This is a genomic window from Pseudoalteromonas sp. AOP31-A2-14 (genome assembly GCF_052378035.1).
GTDB lineage: Bacteria > Pseudomonadota > Gammaproteobacteria > Enterobacterales > Alteromonadaceae > Pseudoalteromonas.
Window position 1 is genome coordinate 1,716,980 of sequence record NZ_JBQSXI010000001.1, and the last position, 22,186, is coordinate 1,739,165.

17 protein-coding genes and 1 pseudogene are annotated in these 22,186 nt (G+C 40.4%); 8 read left to right on the plus strand and 10 right to left on the minus strand.

Going from position 1 to position 22,186, the window contains the following annotated elements:
* The first annotated feature begins 22 nt into the window (after positions 1 to 22).
* Both sppA and ansA read left to right on the plus strand, forming a co-directional pair.
* On the plus strand, positions 23 to 1,888 hold the full coding sequence (gene sppA, locus ACT3S9_RS07980) for a signal peptide peptidase SppA (RefSeq protein ID WP_441835388.1): 1,866 nt from the start codon (positions 23 to 25) through the stop codon (positions 1,886 to 1,888).
* Positions 1,889 to 1,959: 71 nt separating this feature from the next.
* Positions 1,960 to 2,970, plus strand: a complete 1,011-nt coding sequence (gene ansA / locus ACT3S9_RS07985; RefSeq protein WP_441835389.1) for an asparaginase — start codon at positions 1,960 to 1,962, stop codon at positions 2,968 to 2,970.
* An 83-nt stretch (positions 2,971 to 3,053) separates the two neighbouring features.
* On the opposite strand, the gene gndA is transcribed toward ansA, so the two are convergent.
* Positions 3,054 to 4,427 (minus strand): NADP-dependent phosphogluconate dehydrogenase, encoded by a 1,374-nt coding sequence (gene gndA / locus ACT3S9_RS07990; protein WP_441835390.1) that lies wholly within the window; start codon positions 4,425 to 4,427, stop codon positions 3,054 to 3,056.
* Between the two features lie 394 nt (positions 4,428 to 4,821).
* On the opposite strand from gndA, the gene pyk reads away from it, so the two are divergent.
* The gene (pyk, locus tag ACT3S9_RS07995) at positions 4,822 to 6,258 is read left to right on the plus strand and encodes a pyruvate kinase (protein WP_441835391.1); all 1,437 of its coding nucleotides are present in this window, start codon (positions 4,822 to 4,824) and stop codon (positions 6,256 to 6,258) included.
* 114 nt (positions 6,259 to 6,372) lie between these two features.
* Here the strand turns inward: pyk and ACT3S9_RS08000 are convergent, their stop codons facing one another.
* The 7 genes from ACT3S9_RS08000 to thrS all read right to left on the minus strand — a co-directional run bounded on the left by ACT3S9_RS08000 (position 6,373) and on the right by thrS (position 13,857).
* On the minus strand, positions 6,373 to 7,197 hold the full coding sequence (locus ACT3S9_RS08000) for a LytR/AlgR family response regulator transcription factor (protein WP_441835392.1): 825 nt from the start codon (positions 7,195 to 7,197) through the stop codon (positions 6,373 to 6,375).
* Complete coding sequence (locus ACT3S9_RS08005; RefSeq protein ID WP_441835393.1) at positions 7,184 to 8,266, minus strand: sensor histidine kinase; 1,083 nt, start codon at positions 8,264 to 8,266, stop codon at positions 7,184 to 7,186. Before ACT3S9_RS08005 ends, ACT3S9_RS08000 begins: the two co-directional genes overlap by 14 nt.
* A gap of 215 nt (positions 8,267 to 8,481) precedes the next feature.
* Positions 8,482 to 9,756, minus strand: coding sequence for a group II intron reverse transcriptase/maturase (ltrA, locus tag ACT3S9_RS08010; RefSeq protein WP_086960535.1), 1,275 nt, complete (start codon positions 9,754 to 9,756; stop codon positions 8,482 to 8,484).
* Between the two features lie 782 nt (positions 9,757 to 10,538).
* Positions 10,539 to 10,898 (minus strand): 50S ribosomal protein L20, encoded by a 360-nt coding sequence (gene rplT, locus ACT3S9_RS08015; protein WP_002960711.1) that lies wholly within the window; start codon positions 10,896 to 10,898, stop codon positions 10,539 to 10,541.
* 15 nt (positions 10,899 to 10,913) lie between these two features.
* Positions 10,914 to 11,114, minus strand: a complete 201-nt coding sequence (gene rpmI / locus ACT3S9_RS08020) for a 50S ribosomal protein L35 (RefSeq protein WP_441835394.1) — start codon at positions 11,112 to 11,114, stop codon at positions 10,914 to 10,916.
* 213 nt (positions 11,115 to 11,327) lie between these two features.
* Positions 11,328 to 11,888, minus strand: a complete 561-nt coding sequence (gene infC / locus ACT3S9_RS08025) for a translation initiation factor IF-3 (RefSeq protein WP_441835395.1) — start codon at positions 11,886 to 11,888, stop codon at positions 11,328 to 11,330.
* A gap of 58 nt (positions 11,889 to 11,946) precedes the next feature.
* Entirely contained in the window at positions 11,947 to 13,857 is a 1,911-nt protein-coding gene (gene thrS / locus ACT3S9_RS08030; RefSeq protein ID WP_441835396.1) for a threonine--tRNA ligase, read from the minus strand.
* Between the two features lie 61 nt (positions 13,858 to 13,918).
* Between thrS and ACT3S9_RS08035 the strand changes: the two genes are divergently transcribed.
* The 4 genes from ACT3S9_RS08035 to ACT3S9_RS08050 all read left to right on the plus strand — a co-directional run bounded on the left by ACT3S9_RS08035 (position 13,919) and on the right by ACT3S9_RS08050 (position 17,600).
* On the plus strand, positions 13,919 to 14,047 hold the full coding sequence (locus tag ACT3S9_RS08035; protein WP_444750880.1) for a hypothetical protein: 129 nt from the start codon (positions 13,919 to 13,921) through the stop codon (positions 14,045 to 14,047).
* 66 nt (positions 14,048 to 14,113) lie between these two features.
* Positions 14,114 to 15,163, plus strand: coding sequence for an endonuclease/exonuclease/phosphatase family protein (locus ACT3S9_RS08040; RefSeq protein ID WP_441835397.1), 1,050 nt, complete (start codon positions 14,114 to 14,116; stop codon positions 15,161 to 15,163).
* Positions 15,164 to 15,244: 81 nt separating this feature from the next.
* Complete coding sequence (locus tag ACT3S9_RS08045) at positions 15,245 to 15,691, plus strand: DUF3010 family protein (RefSeq protein WP_441835398.1); 447 nt, start codon at positions 15,245 to 15,247, stop codon at positions 15,689 to 15,691.
* 172 nt (positions 15,692 to 15,863) lie between these two features.
* Positions 15,864 to 17,600 carry an AMP-binding protein gene (locus ACT3S9_RS08050; RefSeq protein WP_441835399.1) on the plus strand — a complete coding sequence of 579 codons (1,737 nt, stop codon included), beginning with the start codon at positions 15,864 to 15,866 and terminating at the stop codon, positions 17,598 to 17,600.
* A 519-nt stretch (positions 17,601 to 18,119) separates the two neighbouring features.
* Here ACT3S9_RS08050 and gdhA read toward each other — a convergent pair.
* A complete protein-coding gene (gdhA, locus tag ACT3S9_RS08055) occupies positions 18,120 to 19,472 on the minus strand; it encodes an NADP-specific glutamate dehydrogenase (protein WP_441995014.1) in 1,353 nt (450 codons plus the stop codon).
* A 286-nt stretch (positions 19,473 to 19,758) separates the two neighbouring features.
* A pseudogene (locus ACT3S9_RS08060) lies at positions 19,759 to 21,136 on the minus strand (M28 family peptidase).
* Positions 21,137 to 21,338: 202 nt separating this feature from the next.
* Between ACT3S9_RS08060 and ACT3S9_RS08065 the strand changes: the two are divergent.
* Positions 21,339 to 22,178 carry a hypothetical protein gene (locus tag ACT3S9_RS08065; protein WP_441836277.1) on the plus strand — a complete coding sequence of 280 codons (840 nt, stop codon included), beginning with the start codon at positions 21,339 to 21,341 and terminating at the stop codon, positions 22,176 to 22,178.
* Positions 22,179 to 22,186: the final 8 nt, after the last annotated feature.

Below are 22,186 nucleotides of genomic sequence, written 5' to 3' on the forward strand. Positions count from 1 at the left end.
GTACCATAATTAAGGAATTATTTTGATTGCAAAGGTATTTAAAGGTTTATGGGCAGGAATTAACTTTTCTCGTCGATTAATATTGAATCTGTTGTTTTTAGTGATCGTGCTTATTATCATCGTTTCAATGTTTAGTGATGGCGATAAAGTTACAGTTGAAAACGGCTCTGTACTTAGGCTCAACTTAAACGGGCCTATTGTTGAAGAAAAAACTTATGTTGACCCGATAGAAGCAGCAATAAACGACGCGACAATGGATAGCGAGGCACCGAGCGAAATATTACTTGATGATATTGTTAAGGTTATCAATAAAGCCGCAAAAGATGACCGTATTACTGTACTGCTTTTAGACTTACAAGAAATGCCTAGTGCGCACCTTAATAAGTTAAAACGCATCACTAAGTCTATTGATAAGTTCAAAGCGACAGGTAAACAAGTCATCGCCAACGGCTATTATTATACCCAAGCACAGTACTATATTGCCGCACATGCCGATGAAGTATCTATGCATCCTTATGGTGGTGTCATGATTGAAGGTTATGGCATGTATCCGCTTTACTTTAAAGACGCTCTAGAAAAATTAGCCGTAACGCAACATATCTTTAGAGTGGGTACATTTAAGTCAGCCGTAGAGCCATTTATTCGTAACGACATGTCTGATGCAGCAAAAGAAGCAAATAGCGTTTGGTTAGGTGCTTTATGGCAAGAATATAAGCAAGATATCGCTCATGTTCGCCCATTTGATGAAACAAATTTTGATGAAACCATGGACGTTTACTTAGCGAAAATGAAAGCGGTTAATGGCGATTCAGGTCAATACGCACTTGATCATCAGTGGGTTGATTCATTAAAATCTAACCAACAAATTCGCCAACAATTAATTAAGCTTGTCGGCACTGAAGAAACCGGTAAAACATTTAAACAAGTGTCGTTTCGTGATTACTTAAGCTTGGTTAAGCCTCCTGTTGTTTTTGATAACCCAATGACTGAAAAAGTAGCTGTTGTTGTTGCTAGAGGCACGATTGTTGATGGCGAACGTAAAGCAGGTGAAATTGGTGGTGACTCAACAGCAGCGTTATTACGTAAAGCCCGCCTTGATGAAAAAGTAAAAGCAGTTGTACTACGTATTGATTCAGGCGGAGGCAGTATGTTTGCCTCAGAAGTTATTCGTGCTGAAGTACTCGCACTTAAAGCTGCTGGTAAGCCTGTCATTGCCTCTATGAGTTCAGTTGCAGCATCAGGTGGCTATTGGATTGCTTCAGCGGCTAACGAAATTTGGGCCGCACCTAGTACGATAACTGGTTCAATCGGCGTATTTGGTAGCTTTATGACCTTTGAAAACACAATGGCAAAACTTGGGGTTTACTCAGACGGTATTGCAACCACAGAAATGTCGGGCTTTTCGATTGCTCGTCCGCTTGATGATAAAATGGCTGAAATAATTCAACTTAGTGTCGAAGATGCCTACCAACGCTTTTTAGAAGTGGTAGGCGATGCCCGAAATATGACGCCAGAGCAAGTAAACAAAATTGCCCAAGGCCGTGTATGGATAGCGTCACAAGCACAAGAGCTTGGTTTAGTCGATAAGTTAGGCGATAAACAAGATGCTATCGACGCAGCCGCTGCTTTAGCTAAATTAGACTTGTTTGAAGTTAAAACGATTAAGCAAACACTGACCCCACAAGAGCAAATGATGCAAGACATTTTTGGCAATGTCTCATTAGGCGCCCTACTTGGCAGCCAGAAAAGTGCTGTTAGCTCGCTTGCAACCCAAGCTAATTTACAAAGCTTAGTTAAGGAGCTTGGCAGCGAGGTTGATAACTTAAAAGACTATAACGACCCGCAAGGTATTTATACCCGTTGCTTAGTCTGTAACGTGGTGCAGTAATCTTTCACTTGATGCTGTAATACATACAACTTAACGTTATACTAAGCCCAGTTTTTTTACTGGGCTTTTTTATGAAACGCAAACGTATTTATATCGCTTATACAGGCGGTACTATTGGCATGAAAAAATCGAGTCGCGGCTACATTCCTGCAAGCGGGTATTTAACCGAAACTGTCGTTAATAACGCTGAGTTTAATCGTGATGAAATGCCTTTATTTGATATACACGAATATGCACCATTAATTGACTCATCTGATATGTCTCCTGCACACTGGCAATTAATTGCAGACGACATTAAAAGTAAATACCAAGATTATGACGGCTTTGTGGTACTACATGGAACTGACACCATGGCATATACTGCATCAGCCTTATCATTCATGTTTGAAAACCTAACTAAACCTGTGATTGTTACCGGCTCACAAATTCCACTATCGCAACTGCGATCTGATGGCCAAGTGAACTTACTCAACGCCATGTACTTGGCTGCGAACTACCCTATTGCAGAAGTCAGCTTATTTTTTAACAATCAGCTTTTCCGCGGTAATCGAGCCACCAAAGCCCATGCTGATGGCTTTAATGCGTTTGCATCGCCAAACCTCGATCCTTTAGCGCTTTCTGGTATTAGTATTCAATTATTAAAAGGCCAATTAAGTCCTTACGTTGAGAATGAGCTACAAGTAACCAACATTACCCCACAGCCAATTGGTGTACTTTATTTATACCCAGGTATCAGTTCACAGGTAGTAAACAGTCTTGTAAACGATAATATTAAAGCACTCGTACTGTTAAGCTTTGGGGTGGGTAATGCGCCACAAGATCCAACCTTTTTAGATATATTATCAAATGCTAGCCAACGTGGAACAGTGATCATCAACCTCACACAATGTTTAAAAGGGCATGTAAATATGGGCGGCTATGCAACGGGCAATGCACTACTTAATATTGGTGTGTTCAGCGGTTACGACATGACTCTAGAAGCTTGCTTAACTAAGCTACATTACTTACTAAGTCAAAATTTAGAAATTGAAGCTATTCGCCATTTAATGCAAGACAACTTACGCGGTGAATTAAGTCGCTAAAGCTTAGCTTCGCGAAGTTTTATTAATTCCAATAAAAAAGGCACGCTAATTAGCGTGCCTTTATACTATTAAACAGTTAGTTCTTAACGAACCTTAGCATCTATCTCAACCAAGTCAGTTAAATGACATGATTCACCATTGTGAATTTTAATGCCATGCTCACCAAAGTAATCTCGCTGAGCCTGTACTAAATGCCCGTTACTCGGTGTTGTTAGCGTAGCTAAATAATTTTGCGTGGCACCTAATACAGGAAAAGCCAAACCAGTCATGACTGCTTGCCCGGTAATTTTGCGAAGTGCTTGCGACTCTTTTTCAAGAGTATCAATAAATTGAACACCCTCTGCAACACTGTCTAAGTAATCTGCTCGAATAATACAGCCTGCGCGCCAAGTCTGTAATGTTTTAGATAAATCTACTTTCCATTGATGAGTACGTGACGCCCCTTTGATAAGCGCTAACCCCTGACGGTAAGCTAATAAACTTGCAAGTGTAAACGCATCTTTAAGTTCATCTAAATCAATATCAACTTTGTTCGTTGATTTAGCCGCATAAGTCATCTCTTGTGCTGCAGTGGTATCACACACATTTGTTAAATGACGCGCCTGTACAGCAGCCACTAATGATGGCACAGCAATACCAAGTTCTAATGCATTTTGCGCAGTCCAAAGACCCGTGCCTTTAGCGCCAACTTTGTTATCAATTAAATCAACCAGTGGAATATTGTTTTTATTTTCAAGTGATAAAATATGGCTAGAAATAGAGAGTAAGTAGCTGTTTAATTGGCCTTCTGCCCATTGATTAAATATCTCAGCAACCTGCTGCGGAGTTCGGCCTGTGCCTATACGCAACAATTGGTACACTTCAGCTATTAATTGCATCAATGAATATTCAATGCCGTTGTGAACCATTTTCACAAAATGGCCGCTAGCTGATTGGCCAACACGTGCAAAACACGACTCGCCATTGTAACTTGCAGCTACTTTTTCAAACCACGGCTCAATACGGCCCCAACCACCTTCAGAACCGCTTGCCATCATGGCAGGTCCAAAACGGGCACCTTCAGCGCCACCAGAAATTCCCATTGTGGCAAATTCAAATTTGTTCTGGTATTTAAGTTTACGCGTAATACCATCTTTATAATTACTATTGCCACAATCAACGATAATATCATTACAATCGACGCCCGCTTCGACTAATTCATTACAAACGCTATCAACTAGCTCGCCTGCAGGAACAAGTAATAAAATAGAGCGCGGTGCTTCTAAACGCCTAACCATGTCTCTTAAGTCAGAAACAATGTGCAGCCTTTCGGCCATACCTTGAGATTTAGCACAACTTAATAATTCTTCACCCGCATGTGGGTTTTTGTCATAAGCGACTAGCGTTATCCCTTTTTCAATCAAGTTTAGGGCAATATTTTTCCCCATAACGCCTAACCCTACTAATGCAACTTGCATTTAGTGTCCTCCTCGGTAACAACTATTTGGTTAGTTAATGAACATATTTTTGCGCAGATTGCACCCAAACAGATTAAAAATTATACTTTGAGCCAGTTTGATGCCACGCTACGTACACTATCTGTACGTAATCTTGGCATTATATCAAACATCCCGAACGTCGTGGCAAAAATTTCAATCTTATGGTTTTAATTACAAGCACATTGACGGCGTCTGACACCGGTGTCATAATGGCAAAATAAGTTTTGTATAAATATTGGTAACTTAAAATTATTAAGTGTTTTATAAAATGACACTTTCCCTTATAAAGTGACTTTCAATTACTTAATTGAAAGTAAGAATAACGAAGATAACCCTCAATCTGCTTACCTAAGTAAGCCTACAGGAGAATTTGATGCTTAGACGCACAAAAATAGTCGCTACACTTGGACCTGCAACCGATCGTGATAACAACCTAGAAAAAATAATCAGTGCTGGTGCAAACGTAGTGCGTTTGAACTTCTCACATGGCGTAGCACAAGATCATAAAGACCGTGCTCAAGCTGTACGTGATATAGCTAATCGACTAGGCAAACACATTGCAATTTTAGCCGATTTACAAGGCCCTAAAATTCGTGTTTCTACCTTTAAAGAAGGCAAAGTAACGCTTGATGTTGGTGCTAAATTCATCCTAGACGCTAAGATGGAAAAAGGCCAAGGCGATGTTAATGCTGTCGGTATTGACTATAAAGAACTGCCACAAGATGTTTATCCTAGCGATCTATTACTTTTAAACGATGGCTTAATTCAATTAATTGTTGAAAAAGTTGAAGGCCACTTAGTGCACACCAGTGTTACTGTTGGTGGCGTTTTATCGAACAATAAAGGTATTAATCGTTTAGGTGGTGGTCTAACGGCCCCTGCCTTCACTGAAAAAGATAAAGAAGACTTAATAACTGCAGCAGAAATTGACGTTGATTATATCGCTGTTTCATTCCCTCGTAGTGGCGATGACATGCGTTATGTCCGCTCACTTGCTGAAGCAGCTGGCTCAAAAGCTCAGCTACTTGCAAAAATTGAACGTGCAGAAGCGGTAGAGACAACTGAAGCCGTCGATGACATCGTACTTGCCTCAGATGCAGTAATGGTTGCCCGTGGTGATTTAGGTGTTGAAATTGGTGATGCCGCATTAATGGGTAAGCAAAAATTAATTATCCGCCGTGCTCGCGCATTAAACCGTACTGTTGTTACTGCAACACAAATGATGGAATCAATGATCGATAACCCAATGCCAACTCGCGCAGAAGTTATGGATGTTGCCAATTCAGTTTTAGATGGTACAGATGCTGTAATGCTTTCTGCTGAAACAGCAGCCGGTGACTACCCAGAAGAAACCGTAGCAACTATGGCACGTGTTTGTTTAGGTGCTGAATCACAAAAAGAGACTCACGTTTCTAAGCACCGCGTAGATAGCCGTTTTTCATCTAATGCAGAGTCTATTGCTCTATCAGCCATGTATGCTGCAAATCACTTAGATTCCGTTAAAGCAATCGTTACGTTAACTGAGTCAGGTAGTACAGCAAAGCTTATGTCACGTATTAGCTCAGGCTTACCTATTTACTCACTGTCACGTCATGCAAGTACGCTGGGTCAAAGCGCCCTTTACCGTGGTGTTTACCCGGTATTTTTTGACTCAACAAAGTGCGAAAAAGACAGTATGGTTAAAGATGCGTTAAACACGTTAGTTGCTGCTGGTTCATTACACTCTGGTGATACCGTTATCATTACTCATGGTGATGCAATGGAAACCGTTGGTGCAACAAATACTATGAAAATTGTTACTGTAGCCTAGGCGACAGATTAACAATAAAAAACGCGAGCAGAGGCTCGCGTTTTTTATTTTAAAAGCGTTACCTTAGCAACATCTATTATTTGACCACTAAAGTTAGTGCTAAATACTCACTTATTAACTAGCTAGCGCTGCTTTAACTTTATCTCGATAGCTGCGACTGACTTTAAGCTCTTGACCATTATCTAACACTAACAAGTACTCACCACTTACCTGCGTGACTAATTTACTAATTTGCTTAGTATTGACAATCGCACTGCGATGTACACGCACAAATAACTGAGGGTCGAGCTCTTGTTCAAGTTCTTTCATCGTTTTGCGTAAAATATGTGTTTGCCCGTCTTGGCAATGAAGGCACATATAATCACCCGCCGCATCAACCCATTGCATCGTCGCTACAGGCACTCGAATAATTTCACCTTGATCTTTAACAGCCAACGATTCTGGGTAACGACGATCTGATAACGTATCACCAGTAGCTAATTTCTTTAAAATTTCTTCACAGTTATTTCCGGTGATCCCGGCAACAAAACTGGCTAGTTTCTTTTTATGGGCATTGTCTTGTTGCGTCTTTAAATAGGTATGCACTTTTTCTACCGCCTGTTTTAGTCTGTCGTCATCGACTGGTTTAAGAATATAATCTAAAGCATGGATCTCAAATGCTTTGACCGCGAATTGGTCAAATGCCGTAACAAACACAATAGCCGGTAATACTCTAATACTCTTGCTTAAAGCACGAGCCACTTCGAAACCATTCATACCCGGCATTTGAATATCTAAGAAAACTAAATCTACATCTCCTGTTTGGCATGCATCTATCGCTTCTTGGCCTGAGCAGCAAAGCTTTACAACTTCGATATCATCAAAATCTTCGAGCCTCACTGCCAAACCTTTTCGTGCTAATGGTTCATCATCAACGACTAGGGCTTTAATTTTGTTCATTTTTCACAGCCTCTTCAAACGGAACTCGAAGGTTCACTTTTAGACCACTTGGCGTGTTGTGCGATAACACAAAAGAATAATTATTTTCATACAAGGTTTTTAAACGATCTTTTGTATTTGCCACACCCACACCTTGTGAGTTAACTAATTGACCATCTTTTAATTCTGTACCTGGACCATTGTCACCTACTTCTAATAAAAGCTCATTAGCAAAAACTTGTGCTTTAATGTCAATCATCCCCCCTTGCGCTAAATGTGCAATGGCGTATTTAATTGAATTTTCAATCAGCGGTTGCAATATTAAGCTCGGTACTAAAGCATTTTTGGCTTTGTCACTCACTTCAATATTAACTTTTAAACGCTCATCAAACCGTACCCGTTCAATTTCAAGGTAAAGCATCAGTGCATGCAGCTCTTGCTCTAGTGGCACTTTCTTTATTGGGTCTGTATTTAAGGTATAGCGTAAAAACTCACTAAGCTTAGACACCATCAAATTAGCATCTTTATTTTCTTTAACCAAGATTAAGGTCGAGATCGCATTGAGTGTATTGAATAAGAAATGAGGATTAAGCTGATAGCGCAGCATTTTTAACTGTGCTTCATGGGCCATTGTAGTCGCTTTTAATGCTTTTTGACGCTCGCTTTGCAACAATTGGTAGTACTTAATACCAAAATACAAACCACTCCAGCATAAAATTATGTAAACTGAATCTAGACCCTGCTGAAAATAATAAAACCATTCGTTTGGTCTGTAGCCATGACGATAAATTTCCCACAGGTTAAATTTTTGAACGACGGACCACAGGGTGCCTGTTGCATACGATGCACTAAATACTACCAGCATCAATACCCATGGTGATGAATTCCACACCTTTCGATACATATAGCGCAGCGGCACGGTCATTAAGCAGCCTGCATACGCATTGAGCACAATTACAAATACGTAAATATCACGCATTTCAAATACTTTTGAGCCAATGTAATTTACCAGTGCATAGCCAATCCACCCCGCTATCTGTAATACCCAGAAAAAACGCTGACGGTTATCGACTAACGATTGCCAATTCAAAATAATCAGTTACCTTAATTGTTTGTCGGTATTATATCGGGTTATTAACGTATTGATCACTACCGCCCACCTTATATTTTAACAAGCTTACCGCAAAGGCGGTCTGATTTTTAAACAGCCACATCGAGTAGGGTGAGGCTTATGCCTCATCCCTCTCACAGAACCGTACGTACGGACCTCGTATACGGCTCCTGTACCCTTCACATTTTATCAACTTATTTCCTAAACGCCGATAAAGCAAGCCATCCCGTATTCACTTTTTCTATTGGATATAAACCAAGCTCCTCAAACCATTGGTTTGGCATCGATACACAAGATAAAGGGCTTAGTGAGTTACGCCACGAGTTCATCTTAATGAACTTAAACGGTGGCTTTTTTCCTAACTGCTTTAGTCGTCGATGTAGCCTTGATGGCTTCTTCCACAACCTCAGCTGTATTGCCCTTAGTCTTCGTCTGATCCAACCTGCCAAGGCTTTTAGCTCTCGTTTACAATTGGCTATACTAAAATAATTTACAAAACCGCGCACAACTGGATTTAGCCGTTTTATTACTTCTGCTAAATTTATGCCGCCGTTACGTTTTGTTAATTGCTTCACTTTTTGTTTAAACCCGATGAGTTTTGATGCTTGTATCCGTGTCCACTGGCTACCTATCTCTACTCCCAAAAACTTCACTCCTTTGCTGCTATGAGCAATATGGGTTTTATTTTGGTTCACGGTTAATTTCAAGTCTCGCTCTAGTATCTGGGTGGATGCCTTAAGTGCTTCTTGCGCTGCTTTTTCTGTGCTGCACAAAATCAAGATATCATCTGCATACCTCACTATTCGGTGATTACGCTTTTTCATTTCTTGATCGAAAGCATCTAGGTAGATATTGGCCAATAACGGGCTAATTACGCCACCTTGTGGGCTTCCTATCGTACTAGCCTCCCAGTGTTCACCTATCATTACTCCGCTTTTTAAGAACTGATTAATCAGTTTTAAAATACTACCGTCCGTCACTTTGCGTCTAACACTCCTAATTATCAAAGCATGATCAAGCAGGTCAAAACACTTCGACAAATCCATGTCTACGACCCAGTCGCGATGGTATTTACGGATAAATACACTTGCTTTACTGATAGCGTCATGACAGCTTCGTTTCGGCCTATACCCATAACTCGATGGGTGAAAGTCGATGTCGAATATCGGTTGGAGTATGTTCAATAGTGTTTGTTGCACTATTCGGTCTCGAACTGCGGGGATACCTAGCATTCTGACACCGCCATCATCTTTGGGTATTTCCACCCGTTTGACAGGTTGTGCCCTATATTGCTTGGTTTGCAGCTCAAGTTGCAGTTGTTTTAAGTTTGCTTCTAAATTCAGGGCGAATGCGCCTACGGTCTGCCTATCTATTCCGGCCGCTCCTTTAGCTGCTTTCACTTTTTTGAATCCCTTGTACAGGTTATTAATGTCTAATAATTGTCCGTACAAGCTGTAGTAAACTGTCATTTTCTGCCTTTGCTTGCGGTATGTCTGCTCGTGTCACTCTACTTATCGCTGATTCTTCATGATGACATTAGGTGTGCTAGCCTTTTTTGGCAATCTGCCTAAGTGGTCAGTCATTACTCCATTGCTCGCCCTTCAATTCTCAGCGTCTACATTCCTGTTTGGCCGTCATATTTTGGCTATTTCCGTCGAAATACTTGTGAGCCGATAAACAAAAGTTCCCGTCTTTCATACGCTTAAAGAATACTTCCCCCCTTCGCAATCAATTAAAGCTTTTGGCTAAAGTTGACCCCATCAAACATAATGTTGATGGTCGGCTTGGTTTTCCCCTCCACACCATTACTGGCTTTCATCGGCCTAGCCTTACTCACTACTACGGGTTCATCTGCCACCTCACACCGACACTAAATCTTGGCTTTCACCTTGAATTTAGGCCACTTACTCTCATTAAGTTTAGATGCCAGGCTTCCCCAGTTACTGCACTGGCTCCCTGTTAGAAATCCCACCCTCAAGCACAGTATTGGTCTGACTAAGTATAGGGCGTTGCGCTATTTTGCACGCTGACCCACCAATACTGCCGAAACAGGTTACGGTTAGTTGTGTACCTCTAACTTCTTATGGCTTCCTTCAGACCCCACCGTTGGCCAGTGACGCCCTTGCCATTCAGATTATCTTCCCCTTAGTCAGGGTGATAAGGCATCTTTCAGCCTATCGGGTTTGCCAGCTTCGCTGGGCAAACAAAAAAAGGAGCCAGAGGCTCCTTTTTAATACTTAGATGAAAAAGCTTAAGCGGCTAGGCCTTCTTTTGCTTTTTCAACAAGCGCTGCAAATGCAACTTGGTCATAAACAGCGATATCTGCAAGGATCTTACGATCTATTTCTACAGATGTCTTTTTAAGACCATTAATAAAACGGCTGTAAGACAGACCATTTTGACGTGAAGCTGCATTGATACGTGCAATCCATAATTGACGGAAAGTACGTTTCTTAGCACGACGGTCACGGTAAGCGTATTGACCCGCTTTAGTAACTGCCTGAAAAGCTACACGGTAAACACGTGAACGTGCTCCGTAATAACCTTTAGCTTGTTTTAAAACTTTTTTGTGACGTGCACGTGCGACAACACCGCGTTTAACTCTTGCCATTTCTAAAAACCCCTATTAAGCGAATGGTAACATACGTGAAACTAGACCATGGTCATTTTTATGAACCATAAGCTTAGGACGTAGGTGTAACTTACGCTTAGAAGTTTTCTTAGTCAGAATGTGACGAAGATGCGCTTGTTTACGCTTGAAACCGCCAGAAGCAGTTTTCTTGAAACGCTTTGCTGCGCCTCTGTGACTTTTTAGCTTATAAGCCATTGCAATAACTCCAAATGTATTGCTTTAAAATTAGTAAGCAGGCGTGAGATATATTGCTATAGCTCCACTTTTAGGCCTAACTTACTGCCATATTCCGGTGAAAACTCAGCACTTATGTGCTGCAGCTTTACTTCAAAACCGGTTACCTCAGGTGAGCATTTTCATACTACTTGTAGACCTGAGCTAAATTCGGTGCGTATTATCGCTGAATTATTACTTTTTAGCAATAGGTGCCATCATCATAACCATTTGGCGACCTTCTACACGATTTGGAAATGACTCTACAATTGCTAAGTCTTCTAAATCGGTTTTTACTCGGTTTAATAATTCAATACCAATTTCTTGGTGCGCCATTTCGCGGCCACGAAAACGAATAGTAATCTTTGCTTTATCGCCAGCTTCTAAGAACTTACGTAAGTTACGCAGCTTAACCTGATAATCGCCTTCATCCGTACCCGGACGGAATTTGATTTCTTTAATCTGGATTTGCTTTTGTTTCTTCTTCTGTTCTTTAAGCTCTTTGCTTTTTTCAAAGATGAACTTACCGTAGTCCATAACTTTACAAACAGGCGGCTCAGCGTTTGGGCTGATCTCTACTAGATCAACTCCCGCTGCATCAGCCATAGCTTGCGCGTCTTGTAATGACTGAATTCCAGCTTGTTCGCCTTCAATGTCAATTAAACGAACTTCTTGTGCTGTAATATCTTCGTTAATACGATTTTTTTGAGCTGTTTGTTGCCCTTTCTTGCCGCCTCTAATGGTACGTTCCTCCAAGAATATCAATTAAAAAGCGTGCAGTTGGCCTATTATTAATGCCCTACACACTCGAATTTTACTGTCGATGCTTAATTTCTTCGCTAATTTTAGCTACAAATTCATCAACATTAAATTTGCCCAAGTCTTCACCTGTGCGAGTTCGTACTGCTACTTCTTGCTGTTCAACTTCTTTATCACCAACAACTAGTAAGTAAGGAATACGTTTTAATGTATGTTCGCGGATTTTAAAGCCAATCTTCTCATTTCTCAAGTCAGCAGAGGCTCTAATACCCAATTTATTTAATTTTTGTACAACTTCTTTAACATAAGGCGCTTGTTTATCGGTAATATTCATAATTACCACTTGCTTTGGCGCAAGCCAGGTTGGGAATAAACCGGCATACTCTTCGGTTAAGATACCGATAAAGCGTTCAATCGAGCCTAAAATCGCACGGTGAATCATAACTGGTGTGCGACGCTCGTTATTTTCGGCTACATAAGTAGCACCTAAACGCTCTGGTAGAGCAAAATCTAACTGCACTGTACCACACTGCCACGCTCTGTCTAAGCAATCGTACAAAGTAAATTCAATTTTAGGGCCGTAAAACGCCCCTTCACCTGGTAAATAGTCAAACTCAATGTCGTTTGCTTTAAGTGCATCCGCTAATGCAAGCTCAGCTTTATCCCATAAATGGTCTTCGCCAATACGCTTTTCTGGACGAGTAGAGAGCTTAACGACAATCTTTTCAAAACCGAACGTCTCATAAGTATCATAAACCATCTTAATGCAGGCTGACACTTCGTCCATAACTTGTTCTTCGGTACAGAATATATGTGCATCATCTTGAGTAAAGCCACGCACTCGCATTAAGCCATGCAGCGCACCTGAAGGTTCGTTACGGTGGCAACAACCAAACTCAGCCATACGAAGTGGTAAATCACGGTACGATTTTAAACCTTGGTTAAAGATTTGTACGTGACCTGGGCAGTTCATTGGTTTAATAGCGTATTCACGCTTTTCAGATTCGGTGGTAAACATCGCGTCTGAATATTTTTCCCAGTGACCTGATTTTTCCCATAATGAACGGTCCATCATCATTGGGCCTTTCACTTCTTCGTAATCGTACTCACGTAGTTTTTCACGTACAAACTCTTCCAGTTCGCGGTAAATACTCCAGCCATCATTGTGCCAAAACACCATGCCTGGCGCTTCTTCTTGCCAGTGCCATAAATCAAGGGCTTTACCAATACGGCGATGATCGCGTTTTTCGGCTTCTTCTAAGCGTTTTAAATACGCTTTAAGTTGTTTTTTATCGCCCCAAGCTGTGCCATAGATACGTTGAAGCATTTTGTTTTCTGAATCGCCGCGCCAGTATGCACCGGCTACTTTCATTATCTTAAAGTTTTGGCAAAACTTCATATTTGGTACGTGCGGACCACGACACATATCAACATACTCTTCATGATGATATAAACCTGGGCGGTCATCTTGTGCGATGTTTTGATCTAATATTTCTATTTTGTAAGTTTCACCACGCGCAGCAAACGTATCGCGTGCTTCTTGCCAGCTGACGGTTTTTTTCACTACGTCGTAGTTAGTTTTTGCCAGTTGTAGCATGCGCTTTTCAATTGCATCTAAATCGTCTTGGCTTAAAGAGTGTTCCATATCGATATCATAGTAAAAACCATTATCGATAGTTGGACCAATCGCCATTTTCGCTTCAGGGAATAATTGTTTAACTGCATGACCAATAAGGTGCGCGCATGAGTGGCGAATAATTTCTAAGCCATCATCATCTTTTGCGGTAATAATCTCAAGACGGGCATCTTCGCTGATTAAATCACATGCATCAACACGTGTACCATCTACACGACCAGCAATGGTCGCCTTAGCGAGGCCTGGACCAATATCATTGGCTACATCGAGTGTACTTACTGGGTTTTCAAAACTACGCTGACTGCCGTCAGGAAGGGTAATAACTGGCATTATAAATCCTTACTACAGTGGTGACGCCTACAATGCATCACATGTATTTATTAAAAGTAAAATGAGTGACTCTACAACGCTTTTACGAATAAGCATTGCTGAAACATGCCAAAAGGCTTTTATAGTTGCTGAGTCTGAGCAACTATTATTGGTATTGTCTCGTTTGATGCAGCCAAATACAAGTATTTAGCCCCAGTAATTGACAAATAATCCCGACATTTCATACTGAGCCGATTGTTCTTTATGGAAATACGCTATGCCTGCCAGCAAGCCTGAAAATATAGCCAATACTGAGCAGCTCAGTTTTGCCACATTTAATTTACTTAACTATGCTGCGCCGCCGTACTCGTTTTACACTCAGCAAGAACGCTATAGTCAAACTCAGTGGCGACAAAAACAAGCGTTTATAAGTGATTTTTTGCAGCAATCACATGCTGATGTTATTGCTTTTCAAGAGGTATTTAGCCCCAATAAATTACAAGCGTTATGTGAGCTGCACGGCTATAGCCATTTTAAAACGGTTGAGTCCCCTCGCTGTGATCCATTATACCCACAGTTGTTGCTAAGCCCCGTGGTTGCAATTGCCGCTAAATATCCTATAAAACAATGTGAGCCTTTAACGCCTTCACCACAACTTATAAAGTATTTAACCAATCAAACGGAATTTAAATTTAATCGTATACCTATCAAATGCCTAATTGATTTACCTTTACTTGGTGAGTTGTGCTGTTATGTGGTGCATTTTAAATCACAGCGTATTGTGCCAATGAATGAGTTACTCAATGTTCATAGCAAAACGGATCCGGTATTAACATTATTAGAGAGTACGGTTGGCACTATGCAGTCGCAAATTGCACGCTCCCTCGAAGCGGCTATCGTGTATTTTGATGCCTTACACACTCAGCAACAGCGTCAATGTGCAACCCTGATTATGGGAGACTTTAATGATAACTTACAAAGTAGTTCCTTATCATTTATTAATAAACCGAACAAAGCACACAGAAGTACAAATAAAAAACCAGCTTTAACAACTAAAAATAACCCAGCTCTAGAAATTGCATTAACGGATGCATATTTGCTCAGTGAAAATAGTAAAGAAGCAAAACCCATTACGCACTATCATCACACAAAGGGAAATGTACTAGATTATATTTTAATCTCTGAACACTTTAACCCCAAAAGCCCTTATTCAAAAGTAGCTGCCCTGCGCTATCAAAGTTTTGATAAACACTTAAACCCCATGTTAAAAGAGGAAGATCTCAGTACCAGCGATCATAGTGCGATTAGTATTACCCTTACTTTTTAAGTAATAGCTTAAGTGGATGCCTCGCATCTTGAGGTGGTTTGGGTATATAATGTCGGCAATTAAGTTTTGTAGAGAAAAACCATGAGAACATGCGGTGTAGATATTACAGGTAGTGACGTACTACTATGTATTTTAAGTAAAGATAATGACGTATTTGATATCCGTGATGTACGTCAAACTCGGTTTACCCTAGCTAACGGGAATGACAGCGAAGTAATGCGTAAATTCCAGTTTGATTTTGCAAAACTTATGCAAGATTATCAAATAGACTCAGTGGCAATTCGTGAACGCCAGCCAAAGGGTAAATTTGCGGGTAGCGCGAAAGGGTTTAAAATGGAAACCGCCATCCAACTTATCGACAATTTAGATGTGCAAGTATTTAGCCCAACTGAAATAAAAGAACAATTAAAACGTAATCCTATCCCGATTGATTTTGAAGATACCGGCCTTAAAAAGTATCAGGAAAATGCGTTTGTTAATGCTTATGTCTACATCATGAAAAAAACATATCGTAGTGATGAGATATAAAAAATTATAAACGTTAAATAAACGCGCTAATGCGCGTTTTTTTATGCCCGTAATCATTTTCACAGCAGCAAACAACACACTACATTAGTCTAATACCACTTTTACTTGTCGACAATTTATGTTTATTTAGTATTGCAACCCCAACCTCTCACACTGATTTATGGAGCATGTAATGCAAGTAACCCACTCCACAACTGAACAACATGATTCAGAAGGTAACAATAAAACACTCACAAGGAGCCTCTTTACAGGTGTGCAAACCCCGGCATTAATAAATAAAACCATCGGACAATACTTTGATTCCATTGTCGACAATAATCCAGATCACCCTGCTATTATTGTCACTCATCAAAATGTACGTTTGAGCTATAGACAGTACCAAACTAAAATCAATCAATTAGCGATGGCGCTGCTTGCGCTTGGCGTTAAGCCAGGTGACCGTGTAGGCATTTGGTCACCTAACAATATCGAGTGGTGTTTAACCCAGTTTGCAACCGCAAAAATTGGTGCCATTATGGTTTGTATCAATCCGGCTTACCGCCCTAATGAACTGCGTTATGCATTAAACACCGTAGAATGCTCAACACTTATCACTGCAAGCGCTTTTAAGGCAAGTGACTACTTAAAAATGCTGAACGAAATTGCCCCTGAGCTTAGCCATAGTGAATCTGGGAGCTTGCGCGCTAAAGCATTGCCAACACTTAAAAACATTATTCGTATTGGTGACGAAGCGGCGCCGGGTATGTTTTGCTTTAATGATATTTTAACCCTCCCCACGGCTGCGCATAAAATTGAACTCGATGCACTAGCAGATACATTAAAACCCGATCAAGACATTAACATTCAGTTTACCTCTGGTACGACTGGCAACCCAAAAGGTGCCACGCTCACCCACAAAAACATTCTTAACAATGGCTTTTTCATGGCGAATGCAATGCAGTTAACCGCTAATGATAAAATATGTATTCCCGTACCCCTATATCATTGTTTTGGCATGGTGCTTGGAAATTTAACTTGCATAAGTAAAGGCGCGACGGCTGTATTTCCTGGCGACTCGTTTGATCCTAAAACAACCTTAAGCGTGGTTGAGCAAGAGCGCTGTACAGGGCTTCATGGTGTACCCACTATGTTTATCAGTGAGCTTGAACATAAAGACTTTCAGCAATTTAATTTATCAAGCTTGCGCACTGGTATTATGGCAGGCTCTACTTGTCCTGAACAGGTGATGCGCAAAGTGCAAACACTAATGCACATGAGCGAAATTGTTATTGGTTATGGTCAAACCGAGTGTAGCCCGATTAATAATGTAACTGAAATAGACTCCCCCATCGAAAAACAAGTAAAAACCGTGGGCCGTGCCCTTGCCCATACTAAAGTTAAAATAATTGATGAGCTGGGTAACATTCAAAAAATAGGTTTACCCGGTGAAATATGCAGCCACGGCGCGGGCATTATGCGCTGTTACTGGAACGATGCAGAAAAAACAGCCGCTACAATCGACACTGATGGCTGGCTACATTCTGGTGATTTAGGGGTGATGGATGAAGAAGGTTTTGTCACGATTGTTGGTCGCATTAAAGATATGATCATCCGTGGCGGTGAAAACATTTCACCAAGAGAAATAGAAGAAGTGCTTTACACCTATCCAGGTATTCAAGATGCGGCAATATTTGGCATAAACGATGAAAAATATGGTGAAGAAGTCTGCGCGTGGATACAACCCAAAGACGATGCTGTATTAGATGAGCACGCAATTCGTGACTTCTTAAAAGACAAACTAGCGTATTTTAAAATTCCAAGACACATTCGTTTTGTAGACAGTTACCCGATGACAGTAACGGGTAAATTACAAAAATTTAAAATGCGTGAGCAAATGCAAACTGAGCTTAAAGACTGCGCTTTTTCGTGATTTACGCTATCACCTAAGCAATAAGACCTAACTTTCAGCCCGAATTCTAAGGGTAATAAGTTAGGTCACTTTAATTAATTACAATTAGCTGTCTCATATCAACCTAACGTTTCTCTAAGTAATAAAGAAGCGCTTTGCTAAATATTAAACCCAATTAAAAACAGTATTAAGCCACAAAATATACTAATAGCAGATGTACTTTCGCGAGAACGTTCAGCGGATAATAGTTCACAACTTCCAACATAAAAACCATATAAAACACGGCCTAAACCACCGGTAAACCGGTAATTATGCAAATCAACATTACCCTTTTCATCGCTTAATAAACGCAGGTAACCAAAAAGGAAGCACACACAGCCGTTAATAAACAAGATTAATTGAAGTTTTTGCATTAAATATAAAAACAGGTTTTAGGTGAGCAAAGTGTAGCATTAAAAAAAGAGCTTTAAATACAAAGTTGATGGAATTGGCAATTAGGCTGCACTGCAAACGAGGCAGCCTATAAGTCTATCTCAGCAATTAAACGACGCCTTGTTCAATCATGGCATCAGCAACACGTTTAAAGCCAGCTATGTTAGCTCCTAGTAATAAATTTCCAGGTTCACCAAATTCAGTAGCCGTTTCACTGGCTGTGACAAATATATTTTTCATAATTTGTTGCAGCTTTTGATCAACTTCTTCAAACGTCCAACTTTGCATGCTGGCATTTTGTGCCATTTCAAGTTGGCTGGTGGCAACCCCACCGGCATTGGCCGCTTTACCTGGCCCGTATGCTATTTTAGCCTCAATAAAGCAGTCTATGGCTTCTTTAGTTGAAGGCATGTTTGCGCCCTCTGAAACCAATTTACATCCATTGCTTAATAATGCTTGTGCATCGGCTTGAGTTAATTCGTTTTGAGTGGCACATGGGAAAGCAGCATCTGCTGGAAGGCGCCATACAGCATGACCATCTACAGGATAATCATTGCGGGCAATATATTTAGCATTAGAATAAGTATTGATATAACTGCTTAAACAGCCCTTTGATTGCTCTTTAAGTTTTTTTATAAGAGTAAGATCAACCCCAGCTTCATGGTAAATAGTACCCCGGGAATCACTGCAGCTGATTGGCGTTGCACCTAATTGATAAAGCTTTTCAATGGTATAAATAGCTACATTACCAGATCCTGATACTAAACAGCGTTTACCTTGTAAAGTATCACCATTAGCTTCAAGCATATTATTGGCAAAATACGCAACACCATAACCGGTCGCTTCTTTACGTACTAATGAACCACCCCATAGTAAGCTTTTACCGGTCAGCACACCTTCATAGCGGCCTGTTAGGCGCTTATATTGGCCAAACATATAGCCAATTTCTTTTGCTCCAACACCAATATCACCCGCTGGTACATCTGTAGTTGGGCCTATGTGACGATATAACTCTGTCATAAACGATTGGCAAAAGCGCATTATTTCAGCGTCGGAGCGCCCTTTAGGATCGAAATTAGCGCCACCTTTACCGCCACCAATAGGCAAACCAGTCAATGCATTTTTAAAGATTTGTTCGAACCCAAGAAATTTAATAATGCTTGCATTTACACTCGGATGAAAGCGTAAACCTCCTTTATAAGGTCCCAAAGCTGAATTAAACTCAACACGATACCCTTTATTAACCTGCACATCGCCTTTATCGTCTACCCACGGGACCCTAAACATAATTTGTCGCTCAGGCTCAACTAAGCGTTGGATAATAGCATTGCGTTGATAAACCTCAGAGTCATCAAGTACAGGGTTTAGTGACTCAAGCACCTCTTCAACAGCCTGATAAAATTCACATTGTGCGGGGCTGGTTTGCTTTAAGTGCTCAATTGTAGAATGAATGTAATTCATAAATATTCTTCCGTTTCAAAAAAGTTTTATATATCAAATATTAAAATAAACATGATCTAGTTTGTATTTCATATAATAAGGCTATTCAAGTCATAAACTTAAGCACACCTTAACACTACTTTTATGAATACTTAACTTTTAAACGTGAAAAAAGCTGAAGATAAAAATCAAACTATGTCGATTTTTATGCTGTATAGATGAATATAAATGAAAAACAAAAACGAAGGAGAGTTACGATAAAACATAAATGAACTGCCAATCGCACACTCTCTTTTATGAGCTTATGTTAGTTTTGTTCAAATGCACCTACATCGCCTGGGAATACAACGGGCGATTCAACTCCTTGTGCATTAACTGCAGCCACACCAAAATAATAATTATCTATAACTACATTTTTTAAAGTCGCTTCACTTACATTGCCAACATAACGGCTAAACTGCCATTGTGGTTCGCTTGTGTAACGCCAGTAAATACGATATCCCGTTGTGGCTTTATCATTATTTTTTTTGCCATTTTAATGTAGTGCTTGGTTGCACTGCGCCTGAAATTTCAACCTCATTAGGTGGTGCTGGCGCCCACGCCATTGATGCAAGGCTCACCGCATTCAGTGCGGTTAATTTGGCTGCATAATCAAAATCAACACCATCGATTGTATCACCATAAATAATGCCGTTTTCAGTACGCAAATCTTGATGCTGGTGGTTATAATTTTCGTTAGTTTCCATTACCCGCACTGCAGCATAGCCCATATCATTAAATGGACGATGATGCCCCCCGCGGCCAAAGCGATCTAAACGGTAAACCAACATGGTATCTAGGCTTTCAATATAGCGCTCAGCAACGGTGTCAATATAGCGTGCGAGGTTACGACTTGCTGAATCAACCTCACCACCAGTAAAGCGACGTGTATGCGCTTGCTCTTTGGTTTCAATTACACGAGTGCCTTCAGAAAATATCCGCGCAGTGGTGTTATCGGTTACTCTATTGATACCAGTAATATTACCAATCATGTCATTATTAAGTACCGCATGAACTTGCCAACCTTGCTTTTGTGCATGAGCGGCTAATATTTTACCGCCAAACAGGCCTTGCTCCTCACCTGACAGCGCTGCATAAACAATCGAGCCATTAAACTTATGCTTTGAAAGCACTCGCGCCGATTCGATCACACCCGCAACACCCGAGGCATTATCATTAGCGCCTGGCGAATCACTGGTAAAGTCCATCACATCGCTCACGCGAGAGTCAATATCACCTGACATCATTACCATACGATTTGGCTCACTTTGACCTCGTTGTATGGCAATAATATTAACCACCTCAACAGGATCTGGAATGCGCTTTTCACCGGAAATAGTATCTTTTACTTCAATCACTTCTAAGCAACCACCACACTCGGCAGATATTTTTTCAAACTCTGCTTTTATCCAACGTCTTGCAGCTCCTATTCCGCGTGTGTCTGACTTGGTTTCAGACAAAGTATGGCGAGTACCAAAATCAACTAAAGACTGAATGTCACTTTCAATGCGAGATGCCGATACACTCGCTGCAATATCGTGAAGCTTTTGCTGTTCTTGATACTGAATTGTTGCCACTGAAGAGGCTGAAAACGATAACGCAGCAAAGCTAAATAAAAGCGACGCGTTGACTAGTTTAAAACTCATGGTGTTTACCTATTTGATTTATTGTTCATCGAACAATAGTAAAGTAAAAACACAACCGCAAAAAATTTGAGACCAATAACAACATGGCTCTGTTAAATCAATATCCAAACTTGTTTGGTAAAATAGTGTGCAATGCACTATCCCCATATATTAATATAAGAAAAACAAGCTAATCCTGTACCCAAGTCATGCTGAGAAGATTATGAAAAATAGATACGCCTTATTACTTTTTATTACCACAACTATTTATAGCAATATAGCTTTAGCACAGGTTAAAACGGATCATGATTGGCAGCTCATTGATAATTTCGAACTAAATACTTTAGCACAGTGGCAACTAATCGATACTGATAACCAAACAAAGCCCCGGGTAAAAAAGCCACAAATAACGACTATAAAAACAGAACAACTTAATAAAACTCAAAATAATTTTTTACTTAAAAAGCCAGCAAAAGACGGCTTAATTGGTAATCGTAAAGCCTTGAGTTACTTAAAGTTACCAAATGAGGTCGAAAACGGGCAAGTATACACATTTTATATACGTATTAATGTGGCAGCCTTTCCAAACAACCATGCTTTTGGCTTAAGTAATTTAGCCCCTGATAAAATAAATAAGCAAGGCTATGACTCCTTTGAGCCGACTCTACGCATAACCGATAAAATGGAGTCTAATGGCTTTAAAAATACCGGTGCGCTTATGGTTAAAACAGATCAGGGCTATAAGGATATTATTTCTGTAAATAAACAACAAAATGCAAAACCCATGTCTGAGAACCAATGGTATGAAGTATGGTACGTAGTAAATAACAAACCACATAAACAAGGTGGGCAGCGTTATGATGTTTATATCAAAGGTGGCGAGTTTTCTACGCAGACACTTGCATATAAAAATGCAGATTTTCGTATGAAACGAGAAAAACCATTAAAATATTTTTTAGCTAACTGCAATACAGGTCCACACGATAACCCATATGGCAATGGCGGTTTACGCTATGACGATTTATATATGGTACAAGGCATTAACCTTACAAGTCCGATTTGATTAAAGCG